The 20705-nt window shown below is 42.3% G+C and carries 21 protein-coding genes and 1 riboswitch; of the genes, 4 read left to right on the top strand and 17 right to left on the bottom strand.

Annotated features, from left to right (window positions below; translation table 11 throughout):
- Nucleotides 1–20: 20 nt before the first annotated feature.
- The 5 genes from recJ to ACP7A0_RS06985 form a co-directional block, all read right to left on the bottom strand.
- Nucleotides 21–2345, bottom strand: a complete 2325-nt coding sequence (gene recJ, locus ACP7A0_RS07005; protein WP_426004660.1) for a single-stranded-DNA-specific exonuclease RecJ — start codon at nucleotides 2343–2345, stop codon at nucleotides 21–23.
- Between the two features lie 81 nt (nucleotides 2346–2426).
- Nucleotides 2427–2780 carry a LapA family protein gene (locus ACP7A0_RS07000; protein ID WP_095285506.1) on the bottom strand — a complete coding sequence of 118 codons (354 nt, stop codon included), beginning with the start codon at nucleotides 2778–2780 and terminating at the stop codon, nucleotides 2427–2429.
- A 101-nt stretch (nucleotides 2781–2881) separates the two neighbouring features.
- Nucleotides 2882–3370 (bottom strand): cation:proton antiporter regulatory subunit, encoded by a 489-nt coding sequence (locus ACP7A0_RS06995; protein ID WP_034661552.1) that lies wholly within the window; start codon nucleotides 3368–3370, stop codon nucleotides 2882–2884.
- A gap of 187 nt (nucleotides 3371–3557) precedes the next feature.
- The gene (secDF, locus tag ACP7A0_RS06990; protein ID WP_375566054.1) at nucleotides 3558–5786 is read right to left on the bottom strand and encodes a protein translocase subunit SecDF; all 2229 of its coding nucleotides are present in this window, start codon (nucleotides 5784–5786) and stop codon (nucleotides 3558–3560) included.
- Nucleotides 5787–5827: 41 nt separating this feature from the next.
- Nucleotides 5828–6124 (bottom strand): post-transcriptional regulator, encoded by a 297-nt coding sequence (locus tag ACP7A0_RS06985; protein ID WP_003216788.1) that lies wholly within the window; start codon nucleotides 6122–6124, stop codon nucleotides 5828–5830.
- Nucleotides 6125–6239: 115 nt separating this feature from the next.
- Here ACP7A0_RS06985 and spoVB point away from each other — a divergent pair, with 115 nt between their 5' ends.
- Complete coding sequence (spoVB, locus tag ACP7A0_RS06980) at nucleotides 6240–7790, top strand: stage V sporulation protein B (protein ID WP_060596872.1); 1551 nt, start codon at nucleotides 6240–6242, stop codon at nucleotides 7788–7790.
- Between the two features lies 1 nt (nucleotide 7791).
- Here spoVB and ACP7A0_RS06975 read toward each other — a convergent pair whose 3' ends face one another.
- Nucleotides 7792–8454: a DUF421 domain-containing protein gene (locus tag ACP7A0_RS06975; RefSeq protein ID WP_060596873.1), complete on the bottom strand. Its 663-nt coding sequence runs from the start codon at nucleotides 8452–8454 to the stop codon at nucleotides 7792–7794.
- Nucleotides 8455–8618: 164 nt separating this feature from the next.
- Here ACP7A0_RS06975 and ACP7A0_RS06970 point away from each other — a divergent pair, with 164 nt between their 5' ends.
- Entirely contained in the window at nucleotides 8619–8996 is a 378-nt protein-coding gene (locus tag ACP7A0_RS06970) for a TIGR04086 family membrane protein (protein ID WP_034661565.1), read from the top strand.
- A gap of 49 nt (nucleotides 8997–9045) precedes the next feature.
- Here ACP7A0_RS06970 and yajC read toward each other — a convergent pair whose 3' ends face one another.
- The 7 genes from yajC to ACP7A0_RS06935 form a co-directional block, all read right to left on the bottom strand.
- Complete coding sequence (gene yajC / locus ACP7A0_RS06965; protein ID WP_003216659.1) at nucleotides 9046–9312, bottom strand: preprotein translocase subunit YajC; 267 nt, start codon at nucleotides 9310–9312, stop codon at nucleotides 9046–9048.
- Nucleotides 9313–9359: 47 nt separating this feature from the next.
- Nucleotides 9360–10505: a tRNA guanosine(34) transglycosylase Tgt gene (tgt, locus tag ACP7A0_RS06960; RefSeq protein ID WP_060596874.1), complete on the bottom strand. Its 1146-nt coding sequence runs from the start codon at nucleotides 10503–10505 to the stop codon at nucleotides 9360–9362.
- Between the two features lie 31 nt (nucleotides 10506–10536).
- Nucleotides 10537–11565, bottom strand: a complete 1029-nt coding sequence (gene queA / locus ACP7A0_RS06955; protein ID WP_034661572.1) for a tRNA preQ1(34) S-adenosylmethionine ribosyltransferase-isomerase QueA — start codon at nucleotides 11563–11565, stop codon at nucleotides 10537–10539.
- A 34-nt stretch (nucleotides 11566–11599) separates the two neighbouring features.
- Entirely contained in the window at nucleotides 11600–11800 is a 201-nt protein-coding gene (locus tag ACP7A0_RS06950; protein WP_034661574.1) for a DUF2905 domain-containing protein, read from the bottom strand.
- On the bottom strand, nucleotides 11793–12797 hold the full coding sequence (gene ruvB, locus ACP7A0_RS06945; RefSeq protein ID WP_060596875.1) for a Holliday junction branch migration DNA helicase RuvB: 1005 nt from the start codon (nucleotides 12795–12797) through the stop codon (nucleotides 11793–11795). The genes ACP7A0_RS06950 and ruvB overlap by 8 nt, the downstream gene beginning before the upstream one ends.
- Nucleotides 12798–12808: 11 nt before the next feature.
- The gene (gene ruvA / locus ACP7A0_RS06940) at nucleotides 12809–13414 is read right to left on the bottom strand and encodes a Holliday junction branch migration protein RuvA (protein WP_034661580.1); all 606 of its coding nucleotides are present in this window, start codon (nucleotides 13412–13414) and stop codon (nucleotides 12809–12811) included.
- A gap of 148 nt (nucleotides 13415–13562) precedes the next feature.
- Entirely contained in the window at nucleotides 13563–14063 is a 501-nt protein-coding gene (locus ACP7A0_RS06935; RefSeq protein ID WP_181185478.1) for an intercompartmental signaling factor BofC, read from the bottom strand.
- Nucleotides 14064–14300: 237 nt separating this feature from the next.
- Between ACP7A0_RS06935 and ACP7A0_RS06930 the strand changes: the two genes are divergently transcribed.
- Nucleotides 14301–14945: a serine/threonine protein kinase gene (locus ACP7A0_RS06930; protein ID WP_034661587.1), complete on the top strand. Its 645-nt coding sequence runs from the start codon at nucleotides 14301–14303 to the stop codon at nucleotides 14943–14945.
- A 32-nt stretch (nucleotides 14946–14977) separates the two neighbouring features.
- On the opposite strand, the gene ACP7A0_RS06925 is transcribed toward ACP7A0_RS06930, so the two are convergent.
- Complete coding sequence (locus ACP7A0_RS06925; protein WP_003216799.1) at nucleotides 14978–15160, bottom strand: hypothetical protein; 183 nt, start codon at nucleotides 15158–15160, stop codon at nucleotides 14978–14980.
- A gap of 191 nt (nucleotides 15161–15351) precedes the next feature.
- Between ACP7A0_RS06925 and ACP7A0_RS06920 the strand changes: the two genes are divergently transcribed.
- The gene (locus ACP7A0_RS06920; protein ID WP_164847176.1) at nucleotides 15352–15498 is read left to right on the top strand and encodes a hypothetical protein; all 147 of its coding nucleotides are present in this window, start codon (nucleotides 15352–15354) and stop codon (nucleotides 15496–15498) included.
- A 36-nt stretch (nucleotides 15499–15534) separates the two neighbouring features.
- Here ACP7A0_RS06920 and thiC read toward each other — a convergent pair whose 3' ends face one another.
- The 3 genes from thiC to safA all read right to left on the bottom strand — a co-directional run bounded on the left by thiC (nucleotide 15535) and on the right by safA (nucleotide 20611).
- A complete protein-coding gene (thiC, locus tag ACP7A0_RS06915; RefSeq protein WP_034661590.1) occupies nucleotides 15535–17295 on the bottom strand; it encodes a phosphomethylpyrimidine synthase ThiC in 1761 nt (586 codons plus the stop codon).
- Nucleotides 17296–17422: 127 nt separating this feature from the next.
- A riboswitch (TPP riboswitch) is annotated at nucleotides 17423–17531 on the bottom strand.
- A gap of 789 nt (nucleotides 17532–18320) precedes the next feature.
- The gene (locus tag ACP7A0_RS06910) at nucleotides 18321–18938 is read right to left on the bottom strand and encodes a YhcN/YlaJ family sporulation lipoprotein (RefSeq protein WP_060596878.1); all 618 of its coding nucleotides are present in this window, start codon (nucleotides 18936–18938) and stop codon (nucleotides 18321–18323) included.
- A gap of 320 nt (nucleotides 18939–19258) precedes the next feature.
- Nucleotides 19259–20611: a SafA/ExsA family spore coat assembly protein gene (gene safA / locus ACP7A0_RS06905; protein ID WP_426004654.1), complete on the bottom strand. Its 1353-nt coding sequence runs from the start codon at nucleotides 20609–20611 to the stop codon at nucleotides 19259–19261.
- Between the last annotated feature and the right edge of the window lie 94 nt (nucleotides 20612–20705).

The following is a 20705-nucleotide window of genomic DNA, read 5'->3' as shown; positions in this document are numbered from 1 at the left end:
TTCCTTTTCCTCCTCGTACGTCAAAGCACAGGTGAGACTTCGCTCATCATGCTATTCAGCCATTCCTTCAGCTCTTTGGCTGAGGAATATGTTAGTGTTTGATCGAGTTCCATCAATCGTTGTTTTGCTGTATAGGATGCCGATGCCGTTAAATCTTTTTTAGGGGCATCACGTACTATTGACAGCACACCATCCTCTATTTTAACAAAACCGAGTTCAAAAAACACCTTTGTCATAAAAATCATTGTATCTTTTGTCCAGCCTCTATGTTTCGCAAGCTCCATTCCTTGCTCTTTGAGGGGAAAACTTCCTCGTTTTAACAAGAACCCATAAAACCATTTGAATTGATCACGGCTAGGGAAAGAGGACATAAAATGATCTTCTTTTCTTTGAAAAACCGTATAAACTCTAGCTGGCTTTTGGTTTTCTAAAAGTTGCCTTAGCAAATGCTCATCTGCAGGAACATCCGCAAAGACGACATACTTGCCCTCTACATCGAACGTTGAAACATTTTCTGCATGGACATGATGAATCGGGATATTGACTTCCTGTTTTGTTTCTTCGTCAAAACAGACCACCACATATTTTTCTGGTTCAAGCGTGGAGATTGTCTTTTCCCAATCCTTTTTGCCGCGCAAATCAAACAGCTGCCATTCATCTACTCGGGCATCTTTTAGCATGAGCTGAGGTTTCTTCCGATTATTCCATTCATTGATGGACATTTCACCAATGACGGAAATGCGGCTGCCTGTGACAATTTCTTCTTTTAATTGACCTTGATGAAAACCGACACAGTCAAGTAGCTTGTCTTCGTCTTTCAGAGACATTTTAATATGATTCTGATTTGCCCCAATTGTTCGGATCTCTTCAAGCCTCGCATCTTCAATCATGATGAACGGCTTTGGATTCTGCATGCCAAATGGTGACAGCATCCCCACTTCTTCAATCGCTTCAACCGTCAATTCGTCTACCTTGCATACGGCATCGACCCGCTGAATCGGAATAAAATCTTCTTCTGTCAACGTTTCATTCGCATATTGATTTAATCTTTCCCTTAGTAAAGGAACATCATCCGCTCGAAGTGTCATACCCGCAGCCATCGGGTGCCCGCCGAAATGCGGCAGAATGTCGCGGCATTTGCTTAAATGGAAAAATAGATCGAAGCCAGGAATACTCCGCGCTGATCCTTTTGCCATTTGCGTCTCTTCATCTATTCCAAGCACAATCGCCGGACGTGAAAATCTATCCGTCAATTTAGAGGCAACAATTCCGACAACACCCGGATTCCAGCCAGCTTTCGCTACAACGATCGCAGACTGGTCATCACCTGTCTCTTCCACCATTTGAATGGCTTCTTCTGTGATCGTACTCACAATTTTTTGACGTTCTTTATTGAGTTCTTGTACAAAACCAGCGAGCTCTTCTGCTTCATCCTTATCCTCTGTCATGAGAAGATGAACAGCTGGATCTGCCTGCTCAATTCGCCCTACAGCATTCAGCCTTGGCGCAATTTGAAAGCCGACCGTTTCTTCATTTGCTTCTTCAAGAGTAGCTCCCGCTTCTTTCAATAACGCTTTCAGCCCCGGTCTATTCGACTGCCTAAGCTGCACAAGCCCTTTTTTGGCGAGCCATCTATTCTCATCATGAAGCGGCACAAGATCCGCTATTGTCCCAATTGCCGCAAGATCTAACAGCTGAGCTGGCAGCTTTCCAAGGAGTGCATGCGCCACTTTAAACGCTACGCCTACACCGGCAAGTTCTTTAAAGGGATACTCACAGCCCGGCTGCTTAGGATGGACAATCGCAAGTGCCTCAGGCAGCTCCTCACTTGGTTCATGGTGATCTGTAATGATCAGGTCTAACCCTATTTCTTTTGCAATACGTGCTTCATTTACAGCTGCAATGCCTGTATCGACCGTGATGACAAGCGATGCGCCTTGCTCTTTGATATATCGGAAAGCCTGTTCATTAGGCCCGTAGCCTTCTTTAAATCGATCTGGAATATAAAAGTCTACTTTCGCAGACCGCTCTTTTAATGTATGTAAAAGCACAGACGTACTTGTCACACCATCCGCATCATAGTCTCCGAAGATCACAATCGATTCCTGCTCTTCGATCGCTTTGTTGATGCGCTCTACTGCTTCTTTCATTCCTTTTAATAGAAATGGATCATGAAATTCGGCTTTTTGATCAAATAAAAAAGACCTCGCTTCTTCTACTTCTTCGAGTCCTCTTTTTACAAGAAGCGATGCAGTCAGCGCTGAAATATTCAGATTTTCAGAGAGTGATTTCACTTTTTCTTCGCTTGGATGTTCATATTCCCAGCGCATTTTGGATAATAACATAAATTCACCCCTCAACCACACTATTATACTAGAGTGGCCTGAGGGGTTTCAATTTTTATTTTATGAAATTGTGCTGGAAGATTATTTTTCCTTCCGGTCAAATGATGCTGGCTGTTCTTTTAAAGGCGTCACATTCGGTTTCTTTTGAACGTCTTTGTCGATCTTTTTATTCGAAACAGCAGATGCAGGTGCGGCTGCACGCTCAGCTTTTAAAGCCTTTAGTTCACGTTTTAGTTTCACAATTTGGAAAATCCCTGCGAAAGCCACAATGAGTCCGCCCATGAGCACAGAACCAATAATGACAAGAATCAGCGGCCATTCAGCCGTTCCAAATAAGTAGTCAACTTGCACTGGCCGCACATTGATCACGGCAAATACTGAGACAATTAATACGAAAATAAATGCGAAGATGATGGTCCATTGTTGTTTGTTCATCTACATATCCCCCAAGCTTTTTCTTTTATTCTTCCCTTTTCCTTGTCCTTTTTAAACACAGAAAGAAAAGAGCGGAAGAAAATCTATCAGAATGGGCATGATTAGCTGCTGAGTTTTTCTTTAATGAGGTTCTTTATTTCTTGTCTTTCTCCAGAAATAACAAGGGTATCCCCTTCTTCAATGACCGTATCAGGTCCTGGATTTAAAATCTTCTCATGTGATTTTCTCACGATAGCGATGACTGTTACTTGATCGTTTTGGCGGACATTGAGGTCTCCGATTGTCTGCTGAACAGCTGGTGCATTCTTTTCAATCTTAAACCATTCAATCATCAGTTCATCAATGGCTACCTCTACAGTTTCAAGCGCTTTCGGCTTATATACCATGCCGCCTAAAATAGCTGCAATTTGTCTTGCTTCTTCATCGTTTAGCAAAATACCAGAAATAGATTCTTCATGGTCGTCCTCTTGAAAATGATACATTTCTCTTCTGCCGTCATCGTGTGTAATGATGGCAAGCTTCTCATTATTTCTTGTGATCATTTCGGCTTTGTGACCGATACCTGGCAGTTCAGTTTCCCGAACCTTCATAACAGCCCCTCCAATGAATAAAGCCAAATGCCTCAAACGGACACTTGCTTTCTATACTGATCTAAACGTATGTCATTATAGCAAAAGACCATTTCAAGATCAATGAAACCCGAAATGTTTTTTTCGAATCGACTGCTGATCCGGAGAAACTACAGAAAAAGACTGCCAATTAGGCAGTCTCGCTACATTAAATATCTTGCTCAGTATCAATCTTCGCCGGTTTTTTCATCTCACGGCCTTTCCACATGAGCCAAATTTGCGCTGCGATATATAGAGATGAGTACACCCCTGTTAACAGACCGACAAGTAAGGCGATGGAGAAGTTTGTAATAGATGCTGATCCAAAGATAAGCAGTGCGATCACAACGACAAGTACGGTTAATACCGTGTTGACAGATCGCGTAAAGGTTTGCTGTAAACTCAAGTTCACAATGTACGAAAGATCTTCAATGGTTTTTGGTTTGCGTTTCTTCATTTGTTCACGAACCCTGTCAAAGGTGACGATCGTGTCGTTGATCGAATATCCGATGACTGTGAGAATCGCCGCAATGAAGGTGACGTCCACCTCTAAACGCGTAATACTAAAGAAGGCCACGATAAAGAACGCATCATATAGTAGTGAGATAATCGCTGCAATTGCCATTTTATATTCAAAACGAATGGATACATATAAAATGATCCCGATTGAAGCAATGATGACAGCATATAATGCATTTCGGGCAAGTTCTTTTCCAACAGTCGGAGACACTGTACTTACGTTCGGCTCCGTTCCGTATTTATCTTTGAAGTAATCTTTCACTTCAGCAATCTTTTCTTTGTTCGGCACACCGACAAATCTCGCTGCTGCCTGATTTTCTTTTTGACCCGATAACACGACACTGTCTGTCTCAAGGTCCAGTTTTTTAAAGTCTTGCTCGATTTGTTCAGTTGACAGCTTGTGATCACTTTGGATATCAATTCTAGTTCCACTTGTAAAGTCAATTCCGGCATTCAGCTTGAAGATGGAAAGAACGATGATTCCCGCAATGGTGATAGTAGTTGAGAAAATCATAAATCCTTTACGTTTGCTGACGAAATCCCACTTATCAAATGGCGTTTTCGGCTCGGTATTTTCTGTTGTTTCGTGAATGTTCATAATGTCTTTTTGACGAACACCAAACCAGCTTTTTCTCCGGTCAAGATAGCGGCTTTCAACAAGAAGACCAAGAAGGAATCTTGATAGGAAGACAGCTGTGATAAAGCTTGTTAAAATCGAGAGGATGAGCATCGTTGCAAATCCTTTTACAGAGCTTGTCCCGAAGAAGAACAGCACGCCGCCGGCAATGATACTTGTTAAGTTTGCATCAAAGATGGTCGCAAATGATCGGCGGTTCCCTGATCTAAAAGCAGAACGGACAGATTTGCCGAGCTTGAGTTCTTCTTTGATCCGCTCATAAGTAATAATGTTGGCATCAACAGCCATCCCTACCCCTAGAATCAGTGCCGCAATTCCAGGCAGAGTCATGACTGCACCCATCCAGTCAAACACTTGAAGCGTAATGTAAATATAAGCTGAAAGTGTGATGACAGCAATAAGACCAGGTAATCGGTAATAAAGCAGCATGAATAAGAAGATAAATGCGATTCCTACAATTCCTGCGAACACCGTTTCGTTCAGTGCTTGTTCACCAAACTGTGCACTCACAGATGTTGAATATTTTTCTGTTAATTTCACTGGCAATGCCCCTGCATTTAAAATACTTGCAAGGTCCTTTGCCTCTTGGACAGTAAATTTCCCTTCAATTTGCACGTCACTGCTGTTAATTTCTTGGTTCACATTCGGCGCAGAGACATACTTGTGGTTTGATTTTGAGACTTCTTTTTTGAAGGAATCTCCTTTGTGGTAATCAAGCCAAATGACAAGCTGGTTATTCGGCGCCATCGCCGCTACTTTTCTTGTGACGTCACCAAATTTTTTCGCATCCTTTAGTTTAACCGTCACAATTGGCTCATTCGTTTGACTGAATGTTTGTTTTGCACTGTTTTCGACCAAGTCAGCCCCGTTTAGGAGTTCTTTATCATTCGTATCTCTGAAGGATAGCTGTGCTTCAGTGGAAAGAATCTCCCTAGCTCTGTTTTGATCTTTTACCCCCGCAAGTTGCACGCGGATACGATTGTTGCCTTCAATCGAGATGTTCGGCTCACTTACACCTAACACATTGGCTCTTCGGTTTAAAGCCTCCACTGTACTGACGAGGACACTATTTGTAATCTTGTCCTCTTTTTTCACTGGATGTACATCATACAGGACTTCAAATCCACCCTGCAAATCCAGCCCTAGCGTCATATCTTTCGCAACAGGCTTTGTTAGTAAGCCTACGCCAGTTCCGATTAACAGAACCACTAAGAAAAACGCAAGAATGCGCCCTTTTTTCATTATGTATTTCCTCCTTAAACACCTGAATCCATTAAGATGGCTTATTTCAACAGTTCATCTAGCATATTCTTGCCATCTTCACTGTCCAAAAAAGCAGACGTTTTAAACGACTGAACGGTTGCATAGTTCATAAATTCGCCAATTTTCACAGATAAAATATCTGCAACCATTTCATGAATCGGATACTCTTGTTTTTTCTTCCACTTCTTATTCTCTAAGTATGACCATAATTCCTCTAAATCTACATCTTTATAGCCCAAAACGATGAATTCTTCAAGCTTACTGAACAGAAAAGGCTTTAAATGGTCTTTGTAAATTGCAGCCGGATGTTGTGTCAATGGGATGCTCCCCCTTTTCAGTTTTTATCGAGAGACTTGTCATGCTTGGACGATATACACGCATATCTTATTGTATATGATTCTATGTCGTTTGAGAAGGCAGGTGATCTTTGATTTGACGAAGCAAACGTTTTTAAAGGGCACGATTATTTTAATTTTAGCAGGTTTTATCACGAGAATATTGGGTTTTGTCAATCGGATTGTGATTGCAAGGTTCATTGGCGAAGAAGGAGTCGGGCTTTATATGATGGCTGCCCCTACCTTTTTTCTCGCTGTGACGCTGACACAATTTGGACTGCCTGTCGCTATTAGCAAGCTTGTCGCAGAAGCAGAAGCCCGGGGTGACAAACAGAAAACTAAACGTATTCTAGTCATGTCCCTTGCGATAACAGGGACACTCAGCCTGATATTCACGCCGCTCTTTTTATGGTTTGCACCCATCATGGCAGAAAATATGCTGACAGATCCTAGAACGGTCTATCCACTTCTTGCTATTACGCCCGTTGTCCCAGTCATCGCCATTTCCAGTGTGCTGAGAGGATATTTTCAAGGCAGACAGCAAATGAGCCCGCTTGCCATATCTCAAGTACTGGAACAGGTCGCAAGAATTTCTCTAGTGGCAGTATGTACAACAGCTTTCCTTCCTTATGGGATTGAATACGCGGCAGCTGGTGCGATGATTTCATCTGTCATTGGAGAGATGATTTCACTTGCATATTTACTGATTGCCTTTCGTTATAAAAAGACCATTCGTATTCGAAAACGATTTTTTAAGGCGATTCATGACGGTAAGGATACGTTTAAGCAGCTGATGAGTATTGCCCTGCCAACAACAGGCAGCCGTTTCATCGGGAATATTTCGTGGTTTTTAGAGCCGATAGTTGTCGCGCAAAGTCTTGCTATTGCTGGATATGCGGCTGTAGAAGCGACACGGCAGTATGGGGAGTTGACTGGTCTTGCGCTGACCCTTTTGACACTGCCTAGCTTTATTACGTACTCTCTATCCACTGCATTGGTCCCGGCGATCAGTGAAGGAATGGAGCAGAACAAACGCAAAACGGTCGAATACCGGCTGAAGCAGGCGATGCGTCTTTGTCTACTCAGCGGAGGCATTTCCTGTATTATTCTTTTCGTTTATGCAGAAGATTTAACGCTCTTTATGTATGGTTCATCGCATGCGGCTATCTATGTGAAATTCATGGCCCCATTTTTTCTATTATATTATTTTCAAGGGCCGCTTCAAGCTGTCCTGCAAGCACTCAATTTAGCTGGCGCGGCGATGACGAATAGTCTGATAGGTGCTGTTGTGAAAACAGGGATGATTTTTGTCCTTGCTTCACAGCCGGGCTTTGGCATTATGGGGGCAGCACTCGCGATATTAATCGGCATCGTCCTTGTCACGCTGCTTCATGCGGCAACTGTCGGTAAAGTACTGCCTATTCATTTACCAATGAAGGAATATGGGATATGCGTTCTTGTGATCATCGGCACCGGGGCTGTCAGCCTTTGGCTGAAGTCTCAAGTAAACGGGCTCTTTTCTGCCCCTATTGAGCTTGTGATGCTGATCTTTGTTACGTGTATGCTATATGTCATTCTATTAATCTGTCTAGGGCTAGTGAAGCGTGAAGAGCTTCGCCGCCTCCCATTCATTGGGAAACTGCTTTAGCTCATCTCTTCTTGATCACTTCATCTTTCAAATCAATATAAAATGTCTTTTGATTAAAGCTGCAGTAGGAAATCTGATCAATTTCATGATAGCCCCTTTTGGCAAGCTCATCTTTCAGCCACTGTTCATTTTGATTAATTTGCTTCAGATGATCGTGCTGTACAACACCATCTGCAATAAGTGGCAGCTCAAGCGCTCCGTGTGTGTGCTTGTTTTCTTTTTCAACGACCGCAAGCTTTCCGGATGGCTCTAAAATGGCGTAAGAGACATCCTGAATGCTATCGATGTTGTTTTCTCTTAATTGAATAAGCAGGTCATCAAAATTGTATCGCTGTTTTCTCATCGCCCCCTCGTCGATTTTCCCATTGATGATGAGCAGGGCCGGTTTGCCGTCTAGAAAGCGCCGGACACCTTGGAATTTCAATGAGAGGTAGGCGAGTGTGATTTGAATGAAGGTTAACAGCAGGATCGGCCATACCGTATGTAACATGTGATCTTCGACTTCTTCTATGGCGAGAACTGCAATTTCTGCGATCATCATAAAAATGACAAGATCTAAAATACTCAATTCGCCAATTTCTCTCTTGCCCATTAACCGAAAAATAAACCAAACAAGAAAATATAAAATGATTGTTCTCATGGAGATAATCAAGATGTCCTGCATGTGATGTAAACCTCCTTCTCCACCATAGCTTGTGTCAAAACACTTTATTTATGTAGAAAAGAAAGCCTCTGTTTTTATCGTGAGAAACATGTCTATTTTTTCTTCATGGTGAATACATTTTAGTAAAAGACAAGCTTCGGTCAATTGGAGAGGAGACGAATCACATGCAGGAAACGAAACAAATCGGAAAAGGGATTTTATCCGGCTTAATGGCCATTTTTATCGTGATGATTGTCACAAGTTTACTTGTATCGCTCATGCTTACCTTCACAAGTATGCAGGAATCATCGTTTAAATGGATGATTATGATTTTGTCCTTTGTGGCACTTTTATTAGGAGGGATCATTTCTGGAGGAAAAGCAAAGGAGCGCGGCTGGCTCATTGGCGCGATCACTTCTATGATCTTTTCTCTCACTGTATTCTTATTTCAATATTTAGGGTTTGGAGAAACCTTTTCACCAGAGCAGTTTATCTATCATGGGGCATTTCTAGGGATTTGTATGCTGGGCGGAATGATTGGCGTCAATCTTCGAGGCAAATAAAAAAAGAGCGAATCATATCGCTCTTTTTTTATGGCTATGTATCGGAGGATTAACCTTTGTCAGCTAATTCTCTAATAGCACGTCGATCGAAAGTTAAACGGTTGTTCTCGCTAGTTTTGATGACCACTTTTGATTCATCAATGTAGTCGATTTCACCGTGTAAACCACCGATTGTGACGATTTTATCGCCTTTTGATAAAGATTGCTGCATCTGACGCACAGCTTTTTGTTGCTTTTGCTGTGGACGGATTAACAAGAAGTAAAGCACAGCAAACATGACAACAATCATAATGATTGAACCCATACCACCATCCATTCTATTTCACCCCTTTCTAAAGCATTATAAAGCCTTTCGTTTATGCGTTAAAAGTTTTTCGCATTCGGTTCGTTAAAGCCATAACGTTCAAAAAACTCTTCTTTAAAATCACCTAAACGATCCTCACGGATAGCTTCTCTCACTTGCTCCATTAATTTTAACAGAAAATGAAGATTATGATAAGTTGTTAATCGAATTCCGAACGTTTCATTTGTTCGGATTAAATGTCTAATATAGGCGCGTGTGTAGTTTTTACATGTGTAGCAGTCACAATTTTCATCGATTGGTCTGAAATCACGCTCATATTTTGCATTTTTCACAACAAGACGTCCTTCGCTTGTCATCAAGGTGCCGTTTCTTGCAATTCGCGTCGGCAATACGCAGTCAAACATATCTACACCGCGAATGGCACCGTCAATTAAGGAATCTGGTGAGCCGACACCCATTAAGTACCTTGGCTTGTCTGCCGGTAACAATGGCGTTGTGAACTCCAGTACACGGTTCATCACATCTTTTGGTTCACCAACAGATAAGCCTCCGATGGCGTAGCCTGGGAAATCAAGTGAAACCAGATCTTTTGCACTTTGTTTACGAAGCTCTTCGTATTCTCCGCCTTGGACAATTCCAAACAGCCCTTGATCCTCTGGACGCTGGTGCGCTTCTAGACAGCGCTCTGCCCATCTGCTTGTCCGCTCCACAGAACGTTTCATGTAGTCGTACTCTGCTGGATATGGCGGACATTCATCAAATGCCATCATAATATCAGAGCCAAGCGCATTTTGGATGTCCATGGCCTTTTCAGGAGAAAGGAACAGCTTGTCTCCGTTTAAGTGATTACGGAAGTGGACGCCTTCTTCTTCAATTTTTCTAAATTCACTCAAAGAGAATACTTGGAATCCGCCTGAATCGGTCAGAATCGCTCGATCCCAGTTCATAAATTTGTGCAGCCCGCCTGCTTCTTTCACAATGTCATGACCCGGACGGAGCCATAGGTGGTACGTATTGCTTAAGATGATGCCTGCATCCATTGCCTTTAGTTCTTCAGGTGCCATCGTTTTGACTGTAGCCAGTGTACCTACCGGCATAAATACAGGTGTTTCAAAGGAGCCGTGCGGTGTATGAACGCGTCCTAGTCGTGCACCTGTTTGTTTGCATGTTTTAATGAACTCATAACGTATCGGTAATTGCGACAAAAATGAGCCCTCCTGTCTTTGTTGTATGATGTTATTGAATCAGCATGGCATCGCCAAAGCTGAAGAATCGGTATTCCTCTTTTACAGCCTCATTGTACGCTTTTAGTACATGCTCTCGTCCAGCTAATGCGCTGACAAGCATGATTAACGAGGATTTTGGCAGATGGAAATTCGTGATCATGCCATCAATGGCCTTGAATGTATAGCCAGGGTAAATAAAGATTGACGTCCAGCCGCTTGACGCTTTGAATTCGCCGTCATGCGCACTTGCAATGGTTTCGAGCGTTCTCGTTGACGTTGTCCCAACTGAAATAATCCGTCCGCCTTCCTTGCGAACGCGATTGAGCTCTTCAGCTGTTTCTTCATTCATTTCGTAAAACTCTGCGTGCATTTCGTGTTCTTCAATACGTTCTGCACTGACCGGACGAAAAGTACCAAGCCCCACGTGCAGTGTAATGAAAGCTATATGCACACCTTTTGCTTTCAGCGCATCCAGCAGCTCGTTTGTAAAGTGAAGACCAGCAGTTGGAGCAGCAGCGGAGCCAACCTCTTTTGAATACACCGTTTGATAGCGTTCACGATCGTCCAGCTGCTCTTTAATATAAGGAGGCAGCGGCATCTCACCGAGGGATTCAAGTACTTCATAAAAAATGCCTGTATACTGAAACTTAACTTTTCTTCCGCCATGTTCCATCTCTTCTGTACATACCGCTTGAAGCCGTCCATCACCAAATGTGATAACCGTTCCTTTTTTCACCCGTTTGGCTGGTTTTACAAGTGTTTCCCAGTTGTCTCCCTCCTCTTGTTTTAATAGAAGAAGTTCAACTTTTGCACCTGTATCCTCTTTCATTCCAAACAAACGTGCCGGCAGAACGCGTGTATTGTTTAAAACGAGACAATCACCCGTTTGAAAATAATCGGTGATTTGTGAGAATGTATCATGTGTCATCGCACCCGTTTGTTTGTTTAAGACCATCAGTCTTGATGCATCTCGTTTTTCAAGCGGCACTTGTGCAATCAATCTTTCTGGTAAATCAAAATCAAATAGTTCTAGCTTCATTTCCTTCACCTATTCTGTAGTTAACTAGTTAACGTTATTTCATCCGTCCAAAGATATTAAGTAATATGGTTAGCACAATGCTAATGGCAATGCATGTGATCACAGGAAAAAAGAACGTCACATTTCCTTTTTTCACAAAAATATCACCTGGAAGCTTACCAACCAATTGAAATACTAATCCTGCGGCAAAAAGGACACCACCTAAAATCATCAATATTTTAGGGAATTCAGTCACGAATCGGAACCTCCATTTGAAAATGTTCATACGCTTCTCTTGTGACGACCCGTCCTCTTGGTGTTCTTTGCAGGAAACCAATTTGCAGTAAATACGGTTCGTACACATCTTCAATCGTATGTGATTCTTCTCCAATTGTCGCTGAGATTGTATCAAGCCCTACAGGACCGCCTCTAAATTTTTCGATCATACTTAAAAGCAGCTTATGATCTATATGATCCAGACCAAGCCTGTCGACTTGAAGGCGCTCAAGGGCATCTTCCGCAATGTCCTCGGTAATCGCATGATTCCCAAGCACCTGCGCAAAATCTCTTACTCTTCTGAGCAGACGATTGGCAACCCTTGGCGTGCCCCGGGAACGTCTTGCGATCTCTTCGGCTGAGCGAAGATCGATCCCAATCTCAAACAGCTCGGCTGTTCTTGCCACAATGTGAGCCAAATCTCTTTGCTCATAGTATTCCAATCTTGCATGTACCCCAAACCTGTCACGAAGCGGTGCTGTTAAAAGCCCTACACGGGTCGTGGCACCTACAAGTGTAAATGGCGGTAAATCAAGCCGTACAGAGCGCGCTGTATCTCCCTTGCCAATGACGATATCTAAACAAAAATCCTCCATTGCCGGATAAAGCACTTCCTCAATTGAGCGCTGCAAGCGATGAATTTCATCTATAAACAACACATCACCTGGCTCAAGAGAAGTTAAGATTGCCGCCAAATCGCCAGGACGTTCAATCGCTGGTCCAGATGTTGTACGCAGCTGAACATTCATTTCATTGGCGATAATCGACGCAAGCGTTGTTTTCCCGAGTCCAGGCGGTCCATATAAAAGGACGTGATCGAGTGTTTCCTGCCTCATGCGGGCAGCTTCAATAAACACACTGAGGTTATCTTTTACTTTTTGCTGACCGATATATTGGCTAAGTGTCTGTGGCCGCAGACTTTGCTCAATGGCTGATTCATGGTTGTCTGCTTCAGTTGAGACGAGCCGTTCATCCATGAGACATCACCCTATTTCAACATTTTTTGTAAAGCTTTTTTCACATATTGATCGGTTGTGAGATTCTTTTCTTCTTTTAATAATGGAAGAACCTTTTTAATTTCACGATCACCGTATCCAAGAACATGTAAGGCTTCAAGCGCTTCGTCTAATGCCGTTTGCTGCGTTTCGACCTGAATATGGTCCTCGTGATTAAATAGGTTGCCAATCATTTCCGGTACGACATCGGCTAGCTTTCCTTTTAGATCGAGAATGATTTGGCGAGCTGTCTTTTTGCCAACACCAGGGAACTTAATCAGGAACGCTTCATCTTCACGTTCTATCGCTGAAATGACAGCGCCAGGATCACCGGAAGCAAGAATCGCTAGAGCCCCCTTCGGCCCAATCCCCGTGACATTTAACAGTTTTGTGAACAGCGCTTTTTCTTCTCGCGTTTGAAATCCATATAACGAAAAAGCGTCTTCCTTTATGTAATGATACGTATAAATCGTTTCTTGTTTGTTTACTTGATAGATAAACGGGTTTGGGGTATAGACTTGATATCCCACTCCGCCGTTTTCAATGACAACATATTGCGGGCACACATAATCAATGGTCCCTTTTACAAACTCTATCACCGTTTTCACCTCTTTGACTGTTCTTCATTGTAACATAAATCGAGAAGAAAACCGCAATAAAAGTTAACATACGTTCGCTCAATGCATTTTTACGATAAAACCACGAAAAACAGCTTACGGCCTTCACACCAGCAAGCTGTTACACGCTTTAAAACGATATTTCATTTCGGTAAGGCTTCATGACTTCAAGCACATGCTCAAATTCATCCTTTGTTCGAAAAGGAATGCCTTGCTCAAGCTGCTCCTCCACATGACTTTCTAAACGGGACGTATCAATTTGAAAAAAGAGATGAATAGGCTCCGCCCAGCCGTCAGGCCTTCCATGAAACGTAGAAATCACACCGTCCTCTGATAATCCGATATATCCATTTGCTTTACTTAATGGAGAGATATCATCAATTTGCTTTCTAAAAAGCGCAAAATCCTCTCTCTGTTCTACTAGCGTCCAGCCTTTATACTGTGCCCAGAATGTGTCTTTGTCTTCTAATGATGCCCGGTGTCTTTCAATACTCACATCTCCGTCTAGATAGACTTTTTCAAGCTGCACGGTGATAGAGTTTGACTGCTTTTGCAAGTGTTCTTTTCCTTCCATATCCGCAGCGAAAAAAAGCACACTTGTCATGATAAGTCCTGTAACGAAACATTTCATCTTCACTTTCACTATTTACACCTCTTTAGAACATGAGATCGATGCATGACATATGTAGTTTGACCCATTTTTCTAAACATTAACCAAATCGATGAATGAATATATGGGAAGAGTCTTTCGTTGTATCCTTCATTCGTAAATGGTATGTTTTATACAATCCATTGCTTTTCGAATGACTCGGTTTTTTCATCATTCGTTTTTCAGCCGCATAAACTGAAACCAAAGAAGGTGAAGTCAATGTCAGATGTTAAAAGATTAGCCGAATCGATTCAGTATCATGAAGATAAACGTCTTCATAAGCTTGCCTTTAAACCGGCAGAGCTTGAACTGTGCGGCAAAGGAAGAAGTGCCTATGTCTTTTCATACAAAAAAGACGGCAAGAAAATGGCACTAAAAGTCTTTTTCCCTTCTTATCAACATATTGCCCGCAAAGAAGCCGCCATTTATGAAAAACTTTCTGGTTCGTCTTACTACCCTGAGATTTATGAATCTGGGGATCAGTATATTTTAATGGAATATATTAAAGGCTACACATTCTATGAATGCCTCACAAAGGGGATTCCTATTAAAAAACAAATGATTGAACAAGTCGATGATGCGCTAGAAGAAGCACGCGAGAAAGGATTGAATCCTTCTGATATCCATCTGCGGAATCTGATCTTAACAAAGGAAGGCCAGGTCAGGGTCATCGACGTAGCCCGTTTCACACAAACAAAAGCATGCCATCAATGGAATGATTTAAAAGCCGCTTACGCTTATTATCAAAAACCTTTTTTCCCTAAAAAAGCACCGCGTCTATGGCTTGAAGTGATTGCTTATTTGTATAAAAAGAACTGGCTGTCCCGCGGTCAGCTTAATAATCGAAATGATTTTTCTGCATAATGAAAGCCGCTCAGAGAGAGCGGCTTTCTGTTTTAATCTGTTTCTACGTGGATGCTATTCACATTTAATAAGTTAATGATTTCATTATTCAGCTTAAACCAATGATTAGCTTCTTCAATTTTCTTATACACATCATAGGTAGCTGGGCGTTTTAGCTCGAAATCAAGCACTTCCCCATTGTTCATATGAAATGTTACCTTAAATACTTTCATCATAAGATCACCTTCCACTCTTTCTTGTTAGCTGGCCAAATAGATCGGCTCTTTTCATTCATTCTCTATTCAACTCGTTTCCCCTCCTTCTTTCCTTTCAAACACAAGAAGTTTAAATTTTGTTTAAATTCAAACAACATCTCTATCCCTCTGCTTTGCAAAGAAGTATATTATTTAAAAAGGAGGCTGTCTTCATGAAACGGCAAAAGAAACGAACATCTCCCGAAAGACAAACCGTCTTTTTTCATTTAACAGATGCCCTCATTCCGAGTTTGGACATGATGGTACTTGCATTAAAAGCATTTTTCCACCTCTTAAGAAAAGCCTTTTCCGCCATCTGATAAAACCCCGCACAACATATGTGCGAGGTTCTTTTTTTAGGATGAATAAATTTGACTTCCTTGGCTGATAAACTCCTTCGCCTTCTTCTCCATCTCTCTTTTCACTTCTTCTGATTGATTGCGAATATCATGGGAAATTTTCATACTGCAAAACTTCGGTCCGCACATCGAGCAAAAATGGGCAGTCTTAGCGCCTTCCGCAGGCAATGTTTCATCATGGAACGCCATAGCTCTTTCTGGATCAAGTGACAGGTGGAATTGGTCACGCCACCTAAATTCAAACCTCGCTTTCGATAAAGCATCATCGCGCTTTTGAGCAGCAGGATGTCCTTTTGCTAGATCAGCGGCATGTGCGGCAATTTTATAGGCAATCACACCTTCTCTCACATCTTCTTTGTTCGGCAGACCTAAATGCTCTTTTGGCGTCACATAGCATAGCATCGCTGTTCCATACCAGCCGATCATGGCCGCACCGATGGCGGATGTAATGTGATCATATCCCGGGGCAATATCTGTTGTAAGAGGCCCTAACGTATAAAATGGTGCCTCTTTGCAAATCTCCATTTGCTTGTCCACATTCTCTTTGATTTTATCCATCGGAACATGTCCAGGCCCTTCAATCATCACCTGTACATCATGTTTCCAAGCGATCTCTGTCAATTCACCTAACGTTTCAAGCTCTGCAAACTGCGCCTCATCATTGGCATCAGCAATCGAGCCTGGTCTCAGACCGTCTCCAAGTGAAAAAGCAATATCATACGTTTTCATAATCTCACAAATGTCTTCGAAGTGGGTATAGAGGAAATTCTCTTGATGATGGGCAAGACACCACCTTGCCATAATGGCACCGCCTCTTGAAACAATTCCGGTCACCCGATCGACTGTCAGCGGAATATACCTTAACCTCACGCCCGCATGAATCGTGAAGTAGTCTACTCCTTGCTCTGCTTGTTCAATTAATGTGTCTCTGTACACGTCCCACGTCAAATCTTCTGCCACTCCATTTACTTTTTCAAGCGCCTGATAAATGGGAACGGTTCCTACTGGGACTGGGCAATTCCGTATGATCCATTCTCTCGTTGTATGAATGTCCTTTCCTGTAGACAGGTCCATCATGGTGTCTGCACCCCATCTGATCGCCCATGTCATCTTTTCTACCTCTTCATCAATGGATGATGTCACAGCTGAATTGCCAATATTCGCATTGATTTTGACGTGAAAATGCCTTCCAATAATCATCGGTTCACTTTCAGGATGGTTAATATTCGCTGGAATGACTGCTCTTCCGCTGGCTACCTCCTCTCTCACAAACTCAGGGCTTAGCTCTTCTCTTAACGCGATAAACTCCATTTCAGGCGTAACAATACCTTTTTTTGCATAATGCATTTGCGTCACACAGGCACCTTGTTTTGCGCGGAGCGGCTCATGATGAAAATCAGTATGAACATGATGAAAGGACTCTTTTTCCTTAGAACGATATCCGTTATCTTCTGGTTTCACATGGCGCCCTTCATAGCTTTCTGTATCCCCTCTTTCTTCGATCCATGCTGCCCTAAGGCGTTTTAATCCCTTAGTGACATCAATATGGGCTCTCTCATCGGTGTACGGTCCACTCGTATCGTACACACGAATCGGTTCATTTTGAATGTTCCCCGCCTGTGTCACAGTTTTTGAGAGGGCAATCTCCCTTTTTGGCACTAAAATGTCAGGTCTTGATCCTTTCTCATACACCTTTCGGCTGCCGTCAAAGCTTGATAATAAGGATTGAGTTGTTGGGGTATTTTTCTTTTCTTTCATTTGCTGTTCTCTCCTTCTCTTCTTGTCACCGGACAGGATGGAATCAGCACCAGCAAAAAAACCAGGCTCTATGAACAGAACCTGGTTTCGTCGACAGAAATAAACATGAATGTCATTCATATGACCCATGTATCATCTTCAACTTCCCCACGCTGGTACGAGCCAGATCAGGTCCAAAGGGTTAAGAAGCATACACTTCTCTCTCAGCCCAACTGCGGGCACCCCTAGTCACATTTATTGATTTCCACAACAGTGTAGCATAGAGATGCCATGAAAAAAAGAAGTTTTAGGAAAATAGTTCCTTTCCACTACAAAAGAGATACAGCAAGCTTGATATGCACCTTTATATACATCATCTCTCCCAATCATTTCGATAAAATATGAAATAATCATTGATCCTTTTCTCCTATTATGTATAGTTAATCTAAACTGAGAATTTTTATACAAATTTTCCCAAAGGAAGTTCTAGTCGATTGCAAACATTTCTCGCATTTATCGTCGTAGGATTGTCAATTCCTCTGCCAGTTGGAGCGATCACGGTTGAAATGACAAAAAGGGATTAAAAAACGGATTCTTTATGGATGCTGAATTTGCTCAGTTTTTATCACTGCCATTTGTCCAAATCCCGCTCTGGCTGATCGGAGCAGTATTCTTAATAATTCGGATCAAGACATCCATTTAGCTGGCGAAAAAGTCAATAAATCATTCGCAAAAACGTACAGAAACGGCTTGCTTGTCGCGGTATCCCCTGGAAACCTTGTGTTCTGGGTTTCTGTATTCGGTGCTGTACTGGCAGATGCATATCCAAAAACAGATTCATCTGAATTTATGCTGGCTTCAGGCGGTATTTTGGCAGGGATTCTCCTTCATGACATCGGTCTTCTCCCCCTTGTATCCTTAACAAGAAAGGTATTTTATTACTTGGATTTGGCTGTTTCTTTAACGATTTTTATACAAGCATCAAGGGTTATTTTTAAGAAAAGGCTAAAGTTCTTGAGGAACTTTAGCCTTTCTTATTCTCCAACCTATCGAGTCATGCCTGTTTGGCCTGTTTCAAATTGTGTTCTTCTCATATCTCTAAAGCGTGTGAAAGCACCCTCGTCTTTAATGACTTGGACAGCTCTTCCATCTGCATAACGAGTCGCTGCTTCTTCAACTTGTGATACGCCCTCTGACGTCAAACGTCCATCTGATTTAATGGCAATATACACATTTTCATCTGTCACCATCACCTGTGAGTCTGCAACGTGGTTCATTTTATTGACACGGTTGGCAATTTTTCTTGAACGCTGGACGTTCTCTTGTTTATCGTAGCCAGAGAACGACATTTGGTTATGATAGTTCATATCTCCATGACTGTAGCGTCCATCTCCACCTGCGAGAGGCATTCGATCATCGGCTTGAGGACGGGTGCGATAATCAACATTCGTTGTGTTCCCACCGTTCATCCCCTCCATGAGTTCAGAAACTGGCCCTTGATGATCTTGATTATTGTCAGCCGCACGGTTATTCGAATGATATCCGACTGGCTGACCTGATTGATTATGACGTGTATCTACACCTGCATTATCATTTGTACCACATGCCGTTAACCCAATAGGAAGAAGCACTAATGCGATCGTTTTTTGCCATTTTTGTCTCAAACGAAAAACCCCCTGTACAAATTCAATCTCATGAGCGCGAAACAGGCTCTGTTTTAGCATGTACAGTTTGGGAAAAAATCAAGCTGTCAGTTATAAACAAAAAAAGGAACGATTGAGATCGTTCCTTCCAGATTGTTAAAATGATCTTTATTTTAGCCCTTTGTCTCTTTTTCAGCGTGATAGAAAACCTTTGCAGTCTAGGAAGGGCGAGCACCGGAGCGGAGCGAATTTGACATTCGTGAGCACCGGAGCACAGCCCTGACAACGAATGCGAGGGTTTGTCTACACGCTGAAAGGAACGATTGAGATCGTTCCTTCTGTCATTCCTCTTCTTCGTCTTCTTCTGGTCTTGCAAAAACAGATTGACCTGGATATGGCTGCATATAAGGCTGAGCTGGAAAAGCCCCCATTTGGCCATAAGGAACAGGATTCGGATAATGTCCTGGCCACGGCTGATGCTGCTTCATGCCATCATCACATCCGCAGTCTTCCTTGCCATAAGCTTCATTTGAAACGTTTGGATAAAAGCCTTGATTCACGTTCGCATTGGCATTTGGGTGCATATGGTGGTGCCAGTGATGCCCGTCGTTTGCATGATGTTCATAATGTTCCCCGTAATAAGCTGGCGCTTGATACGCAGGATAATACGGCTGAGCTGGGTATGGATATGGCATCATGTGATGGTGATAATATGGCTGGACAGGATAACAAAGACCTGAACCTGGTAAAATTGGCGATGCTGGCACCATTTGTTGCGGGTATGGATACATTGCCGGCATGTAATGTCCATGACCAAAACCATAATAAGGATCATATGAATCATGATGCTGGTGATGGTGATGATGCTCTTTATTCTCAGCCATTCCTCCTACCGCTGCGCCTCCAACATTCGGCATTTGCGGGAAATTAGGAAGGTTTGGGTAATTGCTTTGCTCCATATCTTTTCCCTCCTCCTTTTGATGCGGAATATGAATAAACGGATCATACCCCTTTGCCACTTCATCTTTTAGATGGCCTTTATTTTCATCATAAAAATGGTCCTTGTTATTTTTATGGTCCTTATTTTCATGATGAAAATGTTCCTTGTTATCTTTATGGTCCTTATTTTCATGATGAAAATGTTCCTTATTATCTTTATGGTCCTTATTTTCATGATGAAAATGTTCCTTGTTATCTTTATAGTCCTTGTTTTCATGATGAACATGATCTTTGTGATCCTTTTTGTCATGAACATGATCTTTCTTTTCATGAACGTAATCTTTTTTCTCATGATGTTCTTTTTTGGGAGGAGGCGTGAATGGCTGGTAGAGATTGGTCTGATAATAGTTCACATCGACTTGTGGAAAAACTGGATGCTCGATCTTTGGCACTGGCGGTACATAAGGTACCGGTTCATTTGGCTTTTCTTTCGGCTTCGTATCTTGCACTTGCACGACATCTTTTGGCTTTTCTTTCACATACGGATGTTCTTTCGGCTTTGGCATTTCTTTTGCTTTGTGATGATCTGTTTTTACAGGAACACCACTAGATGGAATCTTGATCTTCATACCCGGCATGATCAAATCTGGGTTACTGAGTTGTGAATTTAGTTTTTTCAATTCTTGAAAGTCGACTCCGTATTTCTTTGAAATTTTCCAAAGGGAGTCTCCTTTTTGCACAATATGAATTTTCAACGTTTTCCCCTCCTATGCAAAACGTGAACGTAACGGTTATGTCAGAAGTACAATATGTTTCACCATAAATTTATGCCTATTTACAAGCCGATAT

The sequence above is a fragment of the Bacillus sp. DWP3-1 genome, from assembly GCF_049896565.1.
Classification (GTDB): Bacteria; Bacillota; Bacilli; order Bacillales; family Bacillaceae; genus Bacillus.
This window is presented reverse-complemented; position numbering and strand designations above follow the sequence as displayed.